This is a genomic window from Thermogutta hypogea, from assembly GCF_055386265.1.
Map to the genome: position 1 here is coordinate 4309025 of NZ_AP042425.1, position 19936 is coordinate 4328960.

7 protein-coding genes, 1 pseudogene and 1 CRISPR repeat array (1 of these 9 only partly in view) are annotated in these 19936 nt (G+C 62.4%); all 8 genes and pseudogenes read right to left on the reverse strand.

Annotated features, from left to right (window positions below):
* A CRISPR array of direct repeats spans positions 1–13049; the repeat unit is 32 nt; unit sequence GTCGCCCTCTACGCGAGGGCGCGGATTGAAAC (it extends 14 nt beyond the left edge of the window).
* A gap of 636 nt (positions 13050–13685) precedes the next feature.
* The gene (locus tag ACZ5B4_RS15530; RefSeq protein ID WP_464912146.1) at positions 13686–13934 is read right to left on the reverse strand and encodes a hypothetical protein; all 249 of its coding nucleotides are present in this window, start codon (positions 13932–13934) and stop codon (positions 13686–13688) included.
* Between the two features lie 268 nt (positions 13935–14202).
* Entirely contained in the window at positions 14203–14934 is a 732-nt protein-coding gene (locus ACZ5B4_RS15535; protein WP_464912147.1) for a hypothetical protein, read from the reverse strand.
* A 242-nt stretch (positions 14935–15176) separates the two neighbouring features.
* Positions 15177–15719, reverse strand: a pseudogene (locus ACZ5B4_RS15540) (RHS repeat-associated core domain-containing protein); the annotation flags it as partial.
* Between the two features lie 206 nt (positions 15720–15925).
* The gene (locus tag ACZ5B4_RS15545) at positions 15926–16363 is read right to left on the reverse strand and encodes a hypothetical protein (RefSeq protein WP_464912148.1); all 438 of its coding nucleotides are present in this window, start codon (positions 16361–16363) and stop codon (positions 15926–15928) included.
* Positions 16364–16411: 48 nt separating this feature from the next.
* Positions 16412–17194 carry a hypothetical protein gene (locus ACZ5B4_RS15550; RefSeq protein ID WP_464912149.1) on the reverse strand — a complete coding sequence of 261 codons (783 nt, stop codon included), beginning with the start codon at positions 17192–17194 and terminating at the stop codon, positions 16412–16414.
* A 455-nt stretch (positions 17195–17649) separates the two neighbouring features.
* Entirely contained in the window at positions 17650–18690 is a 1041-nt protein-coding gene (locus ACZ5B4_RS15555) for an ATP-binding protein (protein ID WP_464912150.1), read from the reverse strand.
* Positions 18687–19583, reverse strand: coding sequence for an ATP-binding protein (locus ACZ5B4_RS15560; protein WP_464912151.1), 897 nt, complete (start codon positions 19581–19583; stop codon positions 18687–18689). The genes ACZ5B4_RS15555 and ACZ5B4_RS15560 overlap by 4 nt, the downstream gene beginning before the upstream one ends.
* Positions 19567–19932 carry a DUF5320 domain-containing protein gene (locus ACZ5B4_RS15565; protein WP_464912152.1) on the reverse strand — a complete coding sequence of 122 codons (366 nt, stop codon included), beginning with the start codon at positions 19930–19932 and terminating at the stop codon, positions 19567–19569. Before ACZ5B4_RS15565 ends, ACZ5B4_RS15560 begins: the two co-directional genes overlap by 17 nt.
* Between the last annotated feature and the right edge of the window lie 4 nt (positions 19933–19936).

Genomic DNA, 19936 nt, shown 5'->3' on the forward strand with positions numbered 1-19936 from the left:
GAGGGCGCGGATTGAAACAATGTAAGCTCTTTGTACTGTTACAGGAGGATCGTCGCCCTCTACGCGAGGGCGCGGATTGAAACAACGGGGCGACTATGAGGGAGATTACGGCTCCGAGTCGCCCTCTACGCGAGGGCGCGGATTGAAACGTGTCGTGCAGTTCGGCGGCTCGGGTTGCTACGGTGTCGCCCTCTACGCGAGGGCGCGGATTGAAACTGGATCGTCGCCAGTAGTTCGGCGTAGGTGCGCTGTCGCCCTCTACGCGAGGGCGCGGATTGAAACCTACACTTACACCAAGGTTTTTTACTTCTGCGCCAATAGTCGCCCTCTACGCGAGGGCGCGGATTGAAACCTAGGACGCGAAAGCGGGCGGCCTCGGCCTTCCAGTCGCCCTCTACGCGAGGGCGCGGATTGAAACGCAAGCCCCTTGTCCGTCCTGGTCGAGGATTTTCGGTCGCCCTCTACGCGAGGGCGCGGATTGAAACGCCATGCCCAAAGCATCCGGAACCGCAATCGCCGAGTGTCGCCCTCTACGCGAGGGCGCGGATTGAAACCGGCGGCGGCGGATTGGGCGCCGAGGTTGCGGAGTCGCCCTCTACGCGAGGGCGCGGATTGAAACGCCTACCACGACCGCCGCAAGACGTGGGGACTCAGTCGCCCTCTACGCGAGGGCGCGGATTGAAACACCGAATGGAAACACCGCCCCAACCGGCCCGACAGTCGCCCTCTACGCGAGGGCGCGGATTGAAACTCGACACCCAAGGAGTACGACTCCACTCCCCCGCGTCGCCCTCTACGCGAGGGCGCGGATTGAAACACCCTAACGATTGAACGCCGCGACATCGAAGCCGTCGCCCTCTACGCGAGGGCGCGGATTGAAACTTACGGGGTCAACGTGCTCATGTCCGTCCCAAAAGTCGCCCTCTACGCGAGGGCGCGGATTGAAACGAGGGGGATTGGATTCCATACCGCCCGCAGACCGTCGCCCTCTACGCGAGGGCGCGGATTGAAACAGGATGCGTTCCACAGCCTCCGTGTCTCGGATGGTCGTCGCCCTCTACGCGAGGGCGCGGATTGAAACTTGGCAGAGCGGTTCGAGTTCGTCCGGCACTCCGGAGTCGCCCTCTACGCGAGGGCGCGGATTGAAACGGTCGTGAGGAGCAGGAAGGCTTCGCCATCGGTGTCGCCCTCTACGCGAGGGCGCGGATTGAAACTTTAGGGATGGCGTGCTGGCAGGGGTTGGTGGTGTCGCCCTCTACGCGAGGGCGCGGATTGAAACATGGCGTTGACACCTACCGCCGCGATGCCGCGCCGGTCGCCCTCTACGCGAGGGCGCGGATTGAAACTCCGTCCAGGCTCGGGGAGGGGTTCGTTACTCGGGTCGCCCTCTACGCGAGGGCGCGGATTGAAACGGCGGTTTGGGCGGCGACGGCCAAGAGGGCGCGCGTCGCCCTCTACGCGAGGGCGCGGATTGAAACTTTGCACAAGGTAGATAGGCCCGGAGTATTCGCGGTCGCCCTCTACGCGAGGGCGCGGATTGAAACCTAGGACGCGAAAGCGGGCGGCCTCGGCCTTCCATTGTCGCCCTCTACGCGAGGGCGCGGATTGAAACAACGTTGGCAGGGCTTCCACGTGTAGGGCTGGGACGGTCGCCCTCTACGCGAGGGCGCGGATTGAAACCAAAGGAGCGCAGAACCATGCTGGAACGCCTTCTCCGTCGCCCTCTACGCGAGGGCGCGGATTGAAACTGTGCGAACCTCCGGTCCTCCGGGTTCGGCCAGAAGTCGCCCTCTACGCGAGGGCGCGGATTGAAACTTCCACCCCGACGACGCCGCGGACCATGAAGAGGTCGCCCTCTACGCGAGGGCGCGGATTGAAACTCTGGTGCCGGACGAAGCGCGGGCCAAGGCCCCGGTCGCCCTCTACGCGAGGGCGCGGATTGAAACTGACCCCATGCAATATTTTGGTTTCCACGTCCGCAGTCGCCCTCTACGCGAGGGCGCGGATTGAAACTTATCTAGTTTTACACCATCTCTAAGTCCTAATGTCGCCCTCTACGCGAGGGCGCGGATTGAAACGATAAAACAAATAAGATAATAAGATAGGCGGGACAGTCGCCCTCTACGCGAGGGCGCGGATTGAAACGATACCTTGCTCGGCGCCAGCAAAATTTGGATTACGGTCGCCCTCTACGCGAGGGCGCGGATTGAAACGACAGCGTGTGGGAGAAGATTCTACAGGCCTACCCGTCGCCCTCTACGCGAGGGCGCGGATTGAAACCAGGCTTTCCTTCGGTCGTTCAAGCCTCGCGAGGCGTCGCCCTCTACGCGAGGGCGCGGATTGAAACCTGGACGAGTGTGCTGTGCGGCCGTCATCCGGCCACGTCGCCCTCTACGCGAGGGCGCGGATTGAAACCTTTGTGGAACCGATCCCTGAGGACGACGACGCCTGTCGCCCTCTACGCGAGGGCGCGGATTGAAACCCTGGGATTACATTTGAGGGGCCAACCATCCCCCGTCGCCCTCTACGCGAGGGCGCGGATTGAAACCCTCGACCCGGAATAGCCGCGCGATCTCGGCCGCGGTCGCCCTCTACGCGAGGGCGCGGATTGAAACCGACTCCGCGGGCGGGATTTGATGATGGGGAACCGGTCGCCCTCTACGCGAGGGCGCGGATTGAAACATTGCGTTGGCGAGGGTGCCGCTGGCGTCAAGGCGTCGCCCTCTACGCGAGGGCGCGGATTGAAACGCCTCCCCCTTCGCTCCCTCACGCGGCCCCGCCGCGTCGCCCTCTACGCGAGGGCGCGGATTGAAACGGGTGGCCGAGCGCCGTGCGAGCATGGCGACATTGGTCGCCCTCTACGCGAGGGCGCGGATTGAAACGAAGGGGACGGCTTTGTAATAGTAGGTGCCTGCGTGTCGCCCTCTACGCGAGGGCGCGGATTGAAACTTGGGGGTTGTCGGTAATTCCGGTTTAGGTCCCGTCGCCCTCTACGCGAGGGCGCGGATTGAAACAGAGAGCCGCGCAATAGCATAGCCCCGGCCATTGATGTCGCCCTCTACGCGAGGGCGCGGATTGAAACCTTGTCATCCCCGCCCACGAGGATGTCATGGCGGCGTCGCCCTCTACGCGAGGGCGCGGATTGAAACTCGCAAAGCCAGGTCGTGCGATGCTATAGCTCTGGTCGCCCTCTACGCGAGGGCGCGGATTGAAACTTGCGACTAGGTCGGCGACTGCGCGGGTCGCCCAGTCGCCCTCTACGCGAGGGCGCGGATTGAAACCGCCCAAGCAGAAACTTGTGGCTCATCGACGAAAAGTCGCCCTCTACGCGAGGGCGCGGATTGAAACCCCGGTCCTGGCCGACCAGACGGATCGCCCCGACGTCGCCCTCTACGCGAGGGCGCGGATTGAAACTTCGTCTCCGCCTCCGGCCGCAAATCCCGCCAAGAGTCGCCCTCTACGCGAGGGCGCGGATTGAAACTCCTTCGATTTGTGGGAGCCGGTCCGCCGTCCGAGTCGCCCTCTACGCGAGGGCGCGGATTGAAACTGGGAGCGCTATGACGAAAACTTTAGGCGGCACTATGTCGCCCTCTACGCGAGGGCGCGGATTGAAACATATTCCATGTCGTATATACAAGCGCGAGACGCGTCGCCCTCTACGCGAGGGCGCGGATTGAAACGCTTTGCGGCGCGGCCCGTCGGAAAACCAGCAGACCGTCGCCCTCTACGCGAGGGCGCGGATTGAAACCGATTGAGCGTCTGCTTCATGCCGGTGGGCGTGCCGTGTCGCCCTCTACGCGAGGGCGCGGATTGAAACAAAAAAAGGCGACTTGCGGGCATGTCCGTACACGTCGCCCTCTACGCGAGGGCGCGGATTGAAACTCCGCTGACCGCCACCTTGCCGGCACGACCGCGGTCGCCCTCTACGCGAGGGCGCGGATTGAAACCTGGAGACGCCGCAAAATCATTTCGTCGGCTAATCGTCGCCCTCTACGCGAGGGCGCGGATTGAAACCATCAATCGCCGAAAGGAACCCGCTGACCACGTCGTCGCCCTCTACGCGAGGGCGCGGATTGAAACCATCAATCGCCGAAAGGAACCCGCTGACCACGTCGTCGCCCTCTACGCGAGGGCGCGGATTGAAACGCACCTCCACCAGCAGCCACACGATCTTCGCTCCTGTCGCCCTCTACGCGAGGGCGCGGATTGAAACCTCGGCCGGGGCCGCCGGGGCGTTGACCAGCTCGTCGCCCTCTACGCGAGGGCGCGGATTGAAACCTGGTCGTTCCGGCTCGCTGTCCCGGCCGGGTGCCGGTCGCCCTCTACGCGAGGGCGCGGATTGAAACCGCGATCGGGCACGGCCGGTTCCGGCTTCCGGCCTGTCGCCCTCTACGCGAGGGCGCGGATTGAAACCGCTACGGCTCTCGCGGCCGGTGGCCAGGGCCGGTCGCCCTCTACGCGAGGGCGCGGATTGAAACCATCCTACTGGAAATTGTAGCATCGAGATATTGGTGTCGCCCTCTACGCGAGGGCGCGGATTGAAACAACTCTTCGCGCAAGATTAACATCTCGCGAGGAGGTCGCCCTCTACGCGAGGGCGCGGATTGAAACCTCCGATCTCCTCGCTCACCGTTACCAGTTCGTCGTCGCCCTCTACGCGAGGGCGCGGATTGAAACGAAGACGTGGTTCTTCAGCACTTGCCGGCCATTGCCGTCGCCCTCTACGCGAGGGCGCGGATTGAAACAGGTGGGCGGTGGGTATTGGAGAGTCAGCGTGACGGTCGCCCTCTACGCGAGGGCGCGGATTGAAACGATGGACTGCTGCGAGCATGAGGCACAAGATTGGTCGCCCTCTACGCGAGGGCGCGGATTGAAACAAAAAGGGTACCCGGGGAGTCCCACCGCTCGATCGTCGCCCTCTACGCGAGGGCGCGGATTGAAACCGGGCTTGAGCCCGTGGACCAGTGAGCGGCGCCCTTGTCGCCCTCTACGCGAGGGCGCGGATTGAAACAAAAAATACCAAAGAGAACGTCGGCCGTATCGAAGTCGCCCTCTACGCGAGGGCGCGGATTGAAACTGATATAATAGACGATGATGATGGCGAGCGATTGGTCGCCCTCTACGCGAGGGCGCGGATTGAAACTCACGGCCTCGGATCGTGCAACAACACCTTTCAGTCGCCCTCTACGCGAGGGCGCGGATTGAAACTGCGCTCCCGGAGTCGAACCGGGACTAGGGCCAGCCGTCGCCCTCTACGCGAGGGCGCGGATTGAAACTGGGTCGGCACCGCCGGTTCCCCCATCCGATACAAGTCGCCCTCTACGCGAGGGCGCGGATTGAAACTTCGAGCAGCTCGGCGGTGATTCGTTGTGCGTCGTCGCCCTCTACGCGAGGGCGCGGATTGAAACTCCGTCAGCTCCAATTCCAGCTTCTCGGGCACGGCCGTCGCCCTCTACGCGAGGGCGCGGATTGAAACGAATCATGGAGCCAGAAAACTACGCGAGGCACCTTGTCGCCCTCTACGCGAGGGCGCGGATTGAAACCAGTCGTCGCGTGGGAGACAGTCGGACTGGTCCCGTCGCCCTCTACGCGAGGGCGCGGATTGAAACCTGGAAATGGTCCGCCGGGAAGCGCCCGGCAGATCGGTCGCCCTCTACGCGAGGGCGCGGATTGAAACTTTTGGGGAAAAACGCCACAATTGTGATAATCGAGTCGCCCTCTACGCGAGGGCGCGGATTGAAACATCAGACGCTCGGGTTTGGCGGCAAGCAGGGCCGCGGTGTCGCCCTCTACGCGAGGGCGCGGATTGAAACCTTTGCCTGCCCGGCCTCCGCTATCTCCATCGCTTTGTCGCCCTCTACGCGAGGGCGCGGATTGAAACCATCGATACCGTTCACCGCGCGGATTACCTCTATCGTCGCCCTCTACGCGAGGGCGCGGATTGAAACGCCGTCGTCGCCTGAGGCGACCCCCTCCCAGCGGTCGCCCTCTACGCGAGGGCGCGGATTGAAACCAGATAAGCCATGACCCTTTTACATATTTTATGTCGCCCTCTACGCGAGGGCGCGGATTGAAACTCCAAAGTTAGCTACAATAAAAGAAATAGCAAAGGTCGCCCTCTACGCGAGGGCGCGGATTGAAACTAATGTTGGTAGAGACAGAATACCAAGCGGCGGGTCGCCCTCTACGCGAGGGCGCGGATTGAAACTGATCGATCGGCCGCGCCAACTCGCGGGATCGGCGGTCGCCCTCTACGCGAGGGCGCGGATTGAAACTCAATTGGGCCTGGCCGTTCCCACTAGTGGCACGTCGCCCTCTACGCGAGGGCGCGGATTGAAACACGGTGACTGCTACCGGCACAGCACCGAATTACGTCGCCCTCTACGCGAGGGCGCGGATTGAAACGAATCGGCAAGGGAGCAGCATCGCTTGGCGATTCTGTCGCCCTCTACGCGAGGGCGCGGATTGAAACGATGAAGACGACTTCTGGTTCGGGCTCCAACTCAGTCGCCCTCTACGCGAGGGCGCGGATTGAAACAAACGGATTGTTGCCCAACAGTGATGGTCGTCCCGTCGCCCTCTACGCGAGGGCGCGGATTGAAACTTAAATAGAGGAATGACAGAAAGCATGATTAGAGGTCGCCCTCTACGCGAGGGCGCGGATTGAAACAGGGAGCTGAAGCGGCGGCGATTGGAGGAAGGATGGCGTCGCCCTCTACGCGAGGGCGCGGATTGAAACCGCCGAGTTTGTCCGGGTAAACCAGGGGGTCCCCCGTCGCCCTCTACGCGAGGGCGCGGATTGAAACTTCCCGTGGAGGTGAACCGTGCTGCGGTGATTATGTCGCCCTCTACGCGAGGGCGCGGATTGAAACGCAAAAGTGCGAGAGGCGAAAGAGGCAACACAATGTCGCCCTCTACGCGAGGGCGCGGATTGAAACATGGACGGCCCCTGCGTTTATACCGCAGAGGGGAGTCGCCCTCTACGCGAGGGCGCGGATTGAAACCAGCTTCTCAAACTTTCCTTTCGCCTCGTCCCAGTCGCCCTCTACGCGAGGGCGCGGATTGAAACTCCCCAGCATCACTGCTATGTCGAACCGTTCGGCGGTCGCCCTCTACGCGAGGGCGCGGATTGAAACTCCGGCGGAGGAGTCGGGGCCTCGTACACGCCGTGGTCGCCCTCTACGCGAGGGCGCGGATTGAAACTGTTGCGGTTTCGTCACCGCAAACAAGTCGGGAATGTCGCCCTCTACGCGAGGGCGCGGATTGAAACACCCCTTTTGGCGGGCTGTGCCGGGCCTCGCACGGGTCGCCCTCTACGCGAGGGCGCGGATTGAAACGTACGATACGCGGCATTCTCTCGGCCAAGAAATCGTCGCCCTCTACGCGAGGGCGCGGATTGAAACTCTAGAAAAGTACATGCCGGAGTACATAGCGGAAGGGTCGCCCTCTACGCGAGGGCGCGGATTGAAACAAGTTGTGAAAGATCAACGGGGCACAACTGTTGCGTCGCCCTCTACGCGAGGGCGCGGATTGAAACAGGCTTCCCAACATTGCAACTACTCGCCAACCTTGCGTCGCCCTCTACGCGAGGGCGCGGATTGAAACGGCAGAACCGCAAGGCGACGTGGTGCAGCCTGAGTCGCCCTCTACGCGAGGGCGCGGATTGAAACGTCGACTTCGCCAAGTGGCTCTGGGAATGCTTCGGTCGCCCTCTACGCGAGGGCGCGGATTGAAACGAGGATTACCTTCGCCGTGAGTACGACACTGACGTGTCGCCCTCTACGCGAGGGCGCGGATTGAAACACAATCGGGCAACCCCGTGGAAACCGTGGTGGGTGGTCGCCCTCTACGCGAGGGCGCGGATTGAAACTATTTATACCTAAACAAAATTGTTATGATCAACTTTGTCGCCCTCTACGCGAGGGCGCGGATTGAAACGACAGCGTGTGGGAGAAGATTCTACAGGCCTACCCGTCGCCCTCTACGCGAGGGCGCGGATTGAAACGCGAACGGCTACCCTGAGTACCCTGCCCTACTCGGTGTCGCCCTCTACGCGAGGGCGCGGATTGAAACCTACGCTACTGGCCTGGGGCAACGCCGATAGATTTGTCGCCCTCTACGCGAGGGCGCGGATTGAAACATTGCCCACCCACATTGCCGTGCCCCGAAAGGGATGTCGCCCTCTACGCGAGGGCGCGGATTGAAACGCCTGCCGTGCCGGGCCGCGCCTGGCCCTGCCTGTCGCCCTCTACGCGAGGGCGCGGATTGAAACTCGGCCATTTGCAGGGCAGTCGGCGTCCTGACGGTCGCCCTCTACGCGAGGGCGCGGATTGAAACTCGTCAATTCTTCCGTGAAGCGGAACCCGCCCTCCGTCGCCCTCTACGCGAGGGCGCGGATTGAAACATTGGCCTCGAATTGCGCCCGCGTTCGGGCCGGGAGTCGCCCTCTACGCGAGGGCGCGGATTGAAACCCTCGCGGTGAATTGGAGCGGCGTTTAGCCGCGGTGTCGCCCTCTACGCGAGGGCGCGGATTGAAACCATCGTGTCGCTGTCCGGCGACAACATGTGGGCCGTCGCCCTCTACGCGAGGGCGCGGATTGAAACCCTCTTCTTGCGCCGCACATAGAGACGATAGTTGTCGTCGCCCTCTACGCGAGGGCGCGGATTGAAACCGCGTACGTGACGAACGATTACACAGCAAATAATGTCGCCCTCTACGCGAGGGCGCGGATTGAAACCGACTCCGGGATCAGCCGTCGCCATCGCCATTTCAGTCGCCCTCTACGCGAGGGCGCGGATTGAAACTCTTCCGGAATCGTGCCATCCAGCTTGCCGACCAGTCGCCCTCTACGCGAGGGCGCGGATTGAAACCTCGGCCGTGAGAATGCGCACGCGGCCCTGAGCTTCCCAGTCGCCCTCTACGCGAGGGCGCGGATTGAAACAGGCCCAGCGGCCATTGGCGATGTGAGTCAGCGGTCGCCCTCTACGCGAGGGCGCGGATTGAAACTCCGCCGTAATGAGCGCGATGCCTTGATCGGCCGTGTCGCCCTCTACGCGAGGGCGCGGATTGAAACACTCTCTTCGATGAGCCGTCGGACGCGGAATTGGTCGCCCTCTACGCGAGGGCGCGGATTGAAACAATTCGATCCCGGTGCGGAGATCGCCTTTCGCGTGTCGCCCTCTACGCGAGGGCGCGGATTGAAACACATCGAACGCCCACTCCTCCGTGATGTTGCCGGCGGTCGCCCTCTACGCGAGGGCGCGGATTGAAACCTTCGCGGCAATCAGCGGAATCGCCGTCAGCAGGAGTCGCCCTCTACGCGAGGGCGCGGATTGAAACGAATCTACTCCGCCGACGATTTAAATGCTCTCACGTCGCCCTCTACGCGAGGGCGCGGATTGAAACGATCATCGCCGGCCGGAGACGAGACCCGCTTGACCGTCGCCCTCTACGCGAGGGCGCGGATTGAAACGCGATCACGAATGACGGTTTGGTGCTCGACGAAGACGGTCGCCCTCTACGCGAGGGCGCGGATTGAAACAAGCGAAAACATCCGGCATTGCCGGCCCGATCTGTCGCCCTCTACGCGAGGGCGCGGATTGAAACAAGCGGCGCAAATAGTTGCACGCACCTGAGTTGCGTCGCCCTCTACGCGAGGGCGCGGATTGAAACTCGAGTGCTGATCAACACGACGGAGCGGCCGTACAGTCGCCCTCTACGCGAGGGCGCGGATTGAAACGATGACGCGCGAGCAAGCCGAAGCCGCCTTGCAGGAGTCGCCCTCTACGCGAGGGCGCGGATTGAAACCGGCAATGCGGGCGTGCGTGCCATGATTCAAGCAGTCGCCCTCTACGCGAGGGCGCGGATTGAAACAAGAGAGCATCATGGAGCGCTTCGGGGTTGACGCGTCGCCCTCTACGCGAGGGCGCGGATTGAAACTCACAATTTAGAGAAAGGGTTTTGCCATGGCGAAGTCGCCCTCTACGCGAGGGCGCGGATTGAAACTCGCTTGCTCCGGCGTTTCGGTGATCGCATTCCAGTCGCCCTCTACGCGAGGGCGCGGATTGAAACTCGACTGCCGCGGATTTCACGGTGCTCCAGGCCGAGTCGCCCTCTACGCGAGGGCGCGGATTGAAACTTCGGCGAGCAAGCGGAACGCTCGCGAGTCAGGTCGCCCTCTACGCGAGGGCGCGGATTGAAACTGGAGTGGGCTTACGCACTCTCGAAGACAGAAGGTCGCCCTCTACGCGAGGGCGCGGATTGAAACACCCGGCAAGTCTGAAGTCCTAAAGCAGATGGCCCGGAAGTCGCCCTCTACGCGAGGGCGCGGATTGAAACAAGTTAGAAGAGAGTAAAGAAGCTGTCATGACACGTCGCCCTCTACGCGAGGGCGCGGATTGAAACGCCAACTGCACGACGGAGAAAGGGAAATCGCGGACGTCGCCCTCTACGCGAGGGCGCGGATTGAAACTCATCCCTTGCCCAAAACCGGCCAAGCGCTATAATGTCGCCCTCTACGCGAGGGCGCGGATTGAAACCGGCGCGGGGGGGTTTTTTTTTGCGCCGCTCGGGGGTCGCCCTCTACGCGAGGGCGCGGATTGAAACTAAGGTCGAGTTTACAAGCCGCCTTCCACCGCACGTCGCCCTCTACGCGAGGGCGCGGATTGAAACGCGCGGATAGACTTGCCACCATTCCCTGAAAGCAAGTCGCCCTCTACGCGAGGGCGCGGATTGAAACGGCTGCTCAAGCGGACGCCACGGACGATCCAGCGCTAGTCGCCCTCTACGCGAGGGCGCGGATTGAAACTCGCAATCAAGACCTCCAGAATGCGGCGGAGGATGTCGCCCTCTACGCGAGGGCGCGGATTGAAACGGCGCGGCGGGCCGGGCAATAGCTAACAGCGCCCTGTCGCCCTCTACGCGAGGGCGCGGATTGAAACGCCAAGCCGTGCCATGCCATGCCCCGCCACGCCTCGTCGCCCTCTACGCGAGGGCGCGGATTGAAACTCAAACATGATATTGGAAGCATACGAAAATAAGTGTCGCCCTCTACGCGAGGGCGCGGATTGAAACGCCTTCCGGGACCTACCCTTAGCCCAGACAGACCGTCGCCCTCTACGCGAGGGCGCGGATTGAAACTGGAGTGGGCTTACGCACTCTCGAAGACAGAAGGTCGCCCTCTACGCGAGGGCGCGGATTGAAACACCCGGCAAGTCTGAAGTCCTAAAGCAGATGGCCCGGAAGTCGCCCTCTACGCGAGGGCGCGGATTGAAACACCCTGCATCTGCTGACCCGCCAGCTTTAAGCAGGCCGGTCGCCCTCTACGCGAGGGCGCGGATTGAAACGCGAGTTTCCCCGCCTCCGCCAGCCCGTTCAGGTATGTCGCCCTCTACGCGAGGGCGCGGATTGAAACGCAAGCACTCATGAAGGACATCATTTGCGAATTGGGTCGCCCTCTACGCGAGGGCGCGGATTGAAACGAATGCGCCCTAGCCCGGATGCCCGAAAAGCTGCAGTCGCCCTCTACGCGAGGGCGCGGATTGAAACCGCCATCACTAGAGGGCTTTTTACCCGCGGGCGAGTCGCCCTCTACGCGAGGGCGCGGATTGAAACCCTTGAATAGCTCTAGGGTGTCGCCCTCGCGGAGGTCGCCCTCTACGCGAGGGCGCGGATTGAAACTCACTTCTCCTTGCCGATCACGGCCCGCTGGGAGGTCGCCCTCTACGCGAGGGCGCGGAGTGAAACATCAGATCGTCGCATTGGCCGCGATTGGTTGCACCGTCGCCCTCTACGCGAGGGCGCGGATTGAAACTACTCTGCAATACCAGTCAACGGCTCGTTTGGTGTCGCCCTCTACGCGAGGGCGCGGATTGAAACACCAATCGCATCCAACAACTCAGACGAAAAACCCAGTCGCCCTCTACGCGAGGGCGCGGATTGAAACCCTATATTGGTCGTATAGGGGCGTTGTGTCGTCGTCGCCCTCTACGCGAGGGCGCGGAGTGAAACCTTGCGGGGCGAAAATCCCCAGCTTCACCTTGCGGTGTCGCCCTCTACGCGAGGGCGCGGATTGAAACCATCCATCCGGCTCGATCCACTCCCAGCGGAGCGCGTCGCCCTCTACGCGAGGGCGCGGATTGAAACTCCCGGTCACGTCGAGTCCGCGCGCAACATGATCTGTCGCCCTCTACGCGAGGGCGCGGATTGAAACTCCGACTGCCGAAACGAAGTCGGCGTCTTCGAGGTCGCCCTCTACGCGAGGGCGCGGATTGAAACAAGGTTGGATCGGATATTGTCACGCTCAACGGCGAAGTCGCCCTCTACGCGAGGGCGCGGATTGAAACGCAAATAGGCGATATTCTTTCCTGTCGCACGGCGGTCGCCCTCTACGCGAGGGCGCGGATTGAAACCCCAAACATACCCGGACCACATCCAGTTGCAATGTCGCCCTCTACGCGAGGGCGCGGATTGAAACCTCGGCCCGGGAATCGGCCCGGGCCGAGTCGTCCAGTCGCCCTCTACGCGAGGGCGCGGATTGAAACCTTCCCCACCCAAGAAGGACTCGATGCCCTCGGTGTCGCCCTCTACGCGAGGGCGCGGATTGAAACGCCCCAAACCGATCGCCCTCTACGCGAGGGCGCGGATTGAAACCGCGCAGGCTCTCGAACAGGCTCATATCGTCTCAGTCGCCCTCTACGCGAGGGCGCGGATTGAAACCAGTTTGTCCACGGAGAAAATATCGTTCATGTCCGGTCGCCCTCTACGCGAGGGCGCGGATTGAAACCAAATCGCCGCCATGCGGGAGATAACCAACTCAAGTCGCCCTCTACGCGAGGGCGCGGATTGAAACGGCAATCGGCTCGGCAATCGGCAATCGGCAATCGGTCGCCCTCTACGCGAGGGCGCGGATTGAAACCTCCCATAGCTCGCGCTCCAATGACTCCCAGTCTGTCGCCCTCTACGCGAGGGCGCGGAATGAAACTCCATCGTTGGCTTCGCGGAAGTTGGCCTGCCGCGTCGCCCTCTACGCGAGGGCGCGGAGTGAAACAATGTGTGTAATGTGATAGCATTGTTAAAAAGGGGGATGCCTCTACACGAGCGCCCGGATTGAAACAGAAACAACGTATGGCCAAACCTGTTGCCCCCTTGTCGCCCTCTACACGAGGGTCCGGATTGAAACAATAGTGCGGCCGAAACGGTTTCCGCCCGAAGATTGCCTTACACCGGGGCGCGGATGAAACGGCACGCGAGATCTGCCTCGGCGGCGTCACAGACGTGACAGGCCGAGGGTACGCCCGCAGAGGAGCGAAGGGGCGGGAAGAAGGTGCCTCGGAAAACGCCGAGACTTGCGTGGCGAACAGCCGGCCCCGGCCGGATCGCCCGTGTTCAGGGAGCACAACGGGCGTCCCGCAAGAGACAAGGCGAGACCGCTTGGCCGGTGGCAGATCATTCCGTGGTAATGGCTTGCGCGACCAAAAGCGCCCGCCTTCGCGCTCGGGACGTTCGAAGCGCCGGATACCGGGGTTCGCGGCGAGGTGGAAAACGCACCGTGGGCCGACCGGTCCTCGGAATGCGACGGTTGAGATGACGAGACTCGCCGCCCACGAACCCGTTCGTTAATGACAAAACGGGCTCCGTCCCGCAGAGCCGGCCGAACACGAAATCGAAGTGCTCCGAGCGACAACTAATACCTTGGATTCCGCCGAGCCGTGGGCGTCAGCCGCCCGTGGACCGGCGTCCGTCTCCGATGCAGGCCGTCAAACATCGCGCCCGCCATAGCATCGCCGCTGGCAAAGCCGATCGGGTCCTCACTCAGCCGGCGGCCGACGGCCGGATTGCTCTCCGAAGTCACCTTGCCGAAGGCGTCATAGGCTAAATGGTTGACCACGGTCGTGGTCACCGTCTGCGGGTCGTACTTGGCAATGTCCCGCACGGTGTTCAGGTGATCCGTCAGCGTCCATTGAACCAGGTCCGCCGTGCCGCCATTAACTTCTTCTTTGGTAAAGATCTATTCCATCGCTTTTTTGGTTCTCAACCAGGGTGTGCTTGAGTTACTTGTCTCCATCGCTTGGCGGACGCCGTTTGGCGATTTCGGCCGAGGGGGATACTGCTGATGAGAATCGGCGAAGCAAGAATGCGTGCCGTCGCGTCAATACCAATGGAAAGCTAGCGGTGCCGCCGGGACGGAAACGACCTTGCGATCACTCGTTCCGCATATACCCTTTCTCTTTCCCTACATACCACATGACACCGCTGCTCGTCTTGTTGCCTTCCTTCAGCAACACGCGGCACGCGCGCTTGTCGCCAGACAGGAATAATCGACGCCACTCCTCCTGGTCTTTCAGCGGGAGGTCCATGCGTACCCTGCTACCATCGCCCAGCAACACGACCGTGACCGGGTTGCGCGTGGATGCTCCGACATGATTTGGAACGCGATCACACGCGATTATGGTCGTCGAATCATCCCCGAAATCGCTAGCAGTCAAGGCGGGATTGAGCACATAGGACGGCCCCGACGAATCGTTATCGGCGGGACATCTCAACATTGACGGACCAAGGCCAACCTCCTTTTGTACCTTGGGGTCATTCAGCGGATCAATCGATGCCTTTCCATCTTTCCCGCGAGGCACATCGCCATGTAGTGACACGTATTTCAGAAGCGCATCGTAAAGCGTGCGGAGATTGCTGTCGCACTGTGCTTCTCTGGCTGTTGACCGCACATCACCACCAAGGCTACCAACTTGGCACCCCGTAATGCCGACCGCGCATAACCATAACGTGGAAAGAAAACAGAACTGTGCCACCACCGCCAGCAAGAATTCTTTTCGATACAACGGCAGGCTGTTTGTTCTAACCTCATTCGTGGCGCACGCGAGTGGGGAGGGTTCAACATCCGTGGATGCGTATGAGAAGCAGAACTGCGATGTTTCCATGGGGGCTCCTCTTCTTTTTCAGTACAGATTAAAGGGGCCAATGTAAGGACCAGGGCCGACGGGGTAAGAAGGCGTGTTCGGTCGCGCCGTGGTAAGCGGCGGGCAGGTGGTACGTTTCCAGCGAAAGGCGTCGGGCCCATAGCGCCAGAAATCTGTTCCTCCAGCCCAATAGTCGATGGTGCACACTTGCCCCGTGGCCTTGCATTTCATTTCACCCCAAGCATGGTCCGTGCCTGGCACGCTCATATCCGTTCCCGGAATAGTGGGACCGATGTGGGTGACCGTAGTATATTCGAAGTACGCCCCCTGCCGTAGGTTGGGACCAGCCTGCTCCTCACACCGGGTGCATACGCGACCATTGAAAGAAAGGTGAATCGGGTTCCGCGGTCATAGATGTTGTGATACGCCTTCCTGAGACCGGCGATGATCGCATCAGCATCCTTCTCACACTGCGCCTTCTTGCAGGGGTCGCTCTGCAAGGAGCAGTATCCGCGCAATTGCTGCCGACGTTTGGCGGCGTTCGCTTCAAACCCTCTATCGCGGGCTTCACGTTCCTTCTTCTGCCGTTCAGCGACCCGCTTTGCATAGCCCTCGCACCACATGGGGCCACCCGGCGCATCCAATCCTGATGGATCAATGTACCGGGTTGGGTTGTTGCCAACGTAGCGGTAGAAACTGACGTCCGCCTGAATCGGGTCCTCGCTTAGCCGGCGGCCGACACGCGGGTCGTACCGGCGGTGGAGGTTGTTTTGCAGGCCGGTGTCGGCGTCCCAGGGCCGGGCGGTGAAGAGGAAGAGCGAATCGAGACCACCGCCGGCTCACGCCGGCGGCTCCCCATCGGCGTGACGCGGCCGAAAGCGTCGTAGACGACGTGGTTCACCACGGTGGTGGTCCTCTCGCCCCCCTTCAAGCACCCTTCCCTTCTCTTACCGTTATGCCCCTATATTCCCGGTATGGCCATTCCCGGTATGGCCGTGTTAGTTGCCATGATTCACGCCATGAGCTGGCTGAGGCTGGCGATATCCCGCACCGTGTTCAGGTGATCCGTCAACGTCCAGGCTACCAAATCCGCCGTCCCGCCGTCAACGGCCTCCTCGGCCAAAATCTGGTCCACCGCGGGACCCCACAGGTAGCGCTCTCGGAGGTGGCCGATCTGGAGGTTCTGGGAGTTGTTGCGCCAGAAGTCCAACACGATCTGGTTGCCGTCGTAGGCGAAGATCCGCCGCTGGTCGGTATGGCCGTCGCCGTCGGCGTCCAGCCGCCTGCGGACCCAGCGGTTCTGGTCGTCGTAGGCGTACTCGATCACCCGGTCCACCGCCGCCGCGTAGCCGGGCCGGTGCTCGACCTTCACCAGGCGATTGCGGTGGTCCCATGTGTATGGGGTGATATCCCCGTCGCCGCTGTCGAGCTGCGCATGTTCCCCGGGCATCCAGAATACTGCGCAATAACTGCGCGTGATGCGACCGGAACTCGCTGCTTACGAAGTTGTATCCCCGGTTCCCGTGTCGCTGTTGCGGGGTCCCCCTAGGGCCGTAAGCAATCGGTCCGCCGCCTGGCGCACCGTTCCACTTGGGCCGTATAGCTCCCTCAGCAACTCCTCTATCCTTTTCACTTTCTCAGGATCGGCAAATTCGGGCCCCGGATGCCACTTTTGCTCAATCGCCTCTTCCCTGGCCGCGGCCTCCGCGAAAACAGCCAAATCCTCCACAAGGCTCCCAAGCACGACCGCTATGGCCCACACCAACCCCGACACTGCGCCCACAGCATCCCACGGGTCCGGCGGAAGCATGGGTATTCGCGACCCAAGGAATCGGCAGACGTGGAGCCGCGTCTGGAAATCTAATTTTGCGCAAGCAGTGACCAAGAGTCGCAAAGCATCCAGATAAACGTCCGGCGGGGGGTCTTTTCCGCCCAGTATGTAGCAGTGCAGATACAGCGACATGGCGTAAACCAGCTTGTATGGGTCTACGACCGTGCCCTTCTCCTCGTCAATTAGATAGTAAAAGACCATGTGCCAAAGGAGTTGTTCGAGCTCCCGGCGTTCCTTTTCATCTCGGGGAAAAACACCCGAGGAAAGCGGTTCTACCAAACTGGCAGGCGGAATCCGGTCCAAATCAATTTCAGGCTGCCCATCGCCGTGCAACTGCTCCACCAAATCCTTTGGCACCCGTTCGGCCAGAAAGGCCAGGTAGTCGGCGTCCACCCGTTGCGGATCGACATTAAACCACGGTCGGTTGGGTTGCGGAGTTAAGCTACTCATAGACTGTCTCCCATCTCGACGCGCTCACGGCCCAGGCAAATGCAGGTCAGCTCAGCCTGAAACAAGCAGTACTGACCCGGCCCCTGCGGATGATTGTATCAATAACGTCTTATTACCAAAACAGTCCGGGTATCCCAAACGGGCCCGAGGGATTAAAGGGATCCCTACCTAGCAGTACCCAATAAGCCGTCGGTGGGGGCGGTTCCCCGCAGCCGCACTTGCGGTAGTGGGCCCAGCAGTTCTTCAGAGCGTTTTCTTTCTCCCAAACCGCCTGGCGATGACCCTTTTCCTGTTCTTCCGAACCTATTTTGATGCTGTCTGGCATCACGAAGTCACAGCGCAGGTCGAGCCACCGTTTTCGCCCTTGGACCTCCCAGTAGATCGCACTGCACTTGCGAGCGACATTGGCGGAGTCGAATTCCTGCCGAAGGTTCCCACCCAAATCTAGGAGAGGCTTATAGAATGCGTCGTAAATTGTGCGACGGCTCTACTGCGGTTATAGACGTCCCAGCATCTCCGGGCGTACGCCTCCCATTCTGGCGTTCCGCTGCTTCGTCCGCGGCAAGGTCTCCCATTCCACCGGCCCGGCTGACTAGGTCCGCGCGTTCGTTCAGGTGGTGCGTCACGCGCCGCCAGAGCGTGGTGATGGCCTCGGCCGCGTCGCCCATAGAAGCCTCGACGACGCTGCGACCGACAAGTTGCGCCCGGGTCACTTCCGGGTCGTAGGGCACGCGCGCGAGCGGTTCGACGCCTATCGAGCGGGCTGCGTCTTCCAGCCGATCGGCCAACGCCGGATTCAAGTCGGCCTTGTTCACCGCGACCACTCCGGGTACGCCGAGCCGCTGGGAGAGCTTCGCGATCCGCTCGAAATCGTGCAGACCCGAGAGGGTGGGCTCGACGACGATCAAAGCCAAACTCGCCCCGGCAAGCGAAGCGATGACCGGGCAGCCGATGCCGGGCGAGCCGTCGCAGATCACCAGCTCCAGGCCCTTGGACAAAGCAACCATTGCGGCGGTCCGCCTTAGTTGCGTCACCAGCTTTCCGGAGTTCTCCGCCGCCGTGGCGAGCCTGGCATGGACCATCGGCCCGCAGCGGGTCTCGGAAACGAACCACTGCGCACCGATCGCGGGCAGAAACTCGACGGCCCCTTCGGCGCAGAACTCAACGCACACGCCGCAGCCCTCGCAGGCCAGGGGATCGACGCGAAACGTCCGCGGCACGCGGCCGTTGCCCGGTCCGTCGCAGCGGATTGCGTCGAAGCGACAATGTTCCCGGCATTTTCCGCAGGCGGTGCAGCGGCCGGACTGGATACGTGCCTTACGGCCGCCGACAAAGTCCTCACGCCGCACCACACGAGGCAGGAGCACGAGGTGCAAGTCGGCTGCGTCGACATCGCAATCGACCAGCACCGCGGGCCGGGCGAGCGCCGCAAACGACGCCGCGATCGACGTCTTGCCCGTCCCCCCCTTGCCGCTAATGATGACCAGTTCTTTCATGCGTCGCGTCCGCCGCGGTTCGTCGCCCACAGTAACGCCTCATCAAGCCGGTCGAGCAACTCGGCGAAACGCTCGGCGTAGCCCGGCACGGTCCGGGCGATCATCTCGCCGCGCGAATAGGCTTCGGCCACGGCCCGGTCGTCGGGAATCTCGGTCAGCACCGGTATGCGGCGGTTCGCGCAGTATGCTCGTACCTTCCCATTGCCGGTGCCCGCTCGATTGACCACCACGCCCATCGGCATCTTCAGCGTCCGAACCATCTCGACCGCCAGCTTCAAGTCGTGCAGGCCGAACGGCGTCGGCTCGGTCACCAGCAGGACGTAGTCGGATCCTCGCAGGGTCTCGACTACCGGGCAGGAGGTGCCCGGCGGCGCATCGAGAATGGTCAAGCCGACCTCCGGCATGACGGCCTTGACCGCGCGGATGGCGGGCGGACTCATCGCCTCGCCCACGTCGAGGACGCCCTCGACAAATCGGATGTCGCCGCTGCGCCCCATGCGGAGCCGGCCGATCGGACGCGGCTCCTCGCGGATCGCATTAGCCGGGCAAACCAGCGCACAGCCGCCGCAGGCATGACACAGGTCGGCAAAAACGACTGTCCGGCTCGGCAGGGCGGCAATCGCCCCGTAGCGACATATTCGGGCGCAGGCTCCGCAATGCGTACACCGCGCCGGATCGACCACCGGAACGGGTTTCTCGATCGGCCGGTCGTCGTCCACCTGCGGGCGGAGGAAGAGGCGGCCGTTCGGCTCCTCGACGTCGCAGTCGAGGTAGGCCACGGCGCGTCCTCGGCGCGCCGCGACCCATGCAAGATTGGTCGCAACGGTCGTCTTGCCCGTCCCACCTTTGCCGCTTGCAACGGCGACGCGTGTGCCGTCATTGCGACTCGTCACCGGCGGCTTCCTTCTCAAGCTCGTCGATCCGCCGCTGGATCTGTTCGAGCGACGCGGCGACCGACGCGGCTTGCTGCCTGAGCTGATCGAGTTCCGTCGGATTGTTTTCGGAGGTGGGGGGCACGTTCGTCGGCGTTGCCGCCGCGTCGCTGCCGGCCGTTGCCGCGCGCTGCCGGCCGGTGAGCCCGGTGGCGAAGAACATGTTCCTCCATCCGCGCCCGCCGCCGCGCCGTCCTCGGCCGAATCCGGCACGGACGAACCCCGGCGCCGGCGAGCCGCTGCAGTAACCGGCGCCTCGGCCGGTCCTCGGCCCGGCGCCCATCGGTCCCGTTCGATCTCCACCCGGCATTTCT

Bases quoted from the DNA above. Each gene is read 5' to 3' on its own strand.
- ACZ5B4_RS15535 (WP_464912147.1), bottom strand. From the start codon at position 14,934: ATGGAAACATCGCAGTTCTGCTTCTCATACGCATCCACGGATGTTGAA.
- ACZ5B4_RS15545 (WP_464912148.1), bottom strand. From the start codon at position 16,363: ATGCCCGGGGAACATGCGCAGCTCGACAGCGGCGACGGGGATATCACC.
- ACZ5B4_RS15550 (WP_464912149.1), bottom strand. From the start codon at position 17,194: ATGAGTAGCTTAACTCCGCAACCCAACCGACCGTGGTTTAATGTCGAT.
- ACZ5B4_RS15555 (WP_464912150.1), bottom strand. From the start codon at position 18,690: ATGAAAGAACTGGTCATCATTAGCGGCAAGGGGGGGACGGGCAAGACG.
- ACZ5B4_RS15565 (WP_464912152.1), bottom strand. From the start codon at position 19,932: ATGCCGGGTGGAGATCGAACGGGACCGATGGGCGCCGGGCCGAGGACC.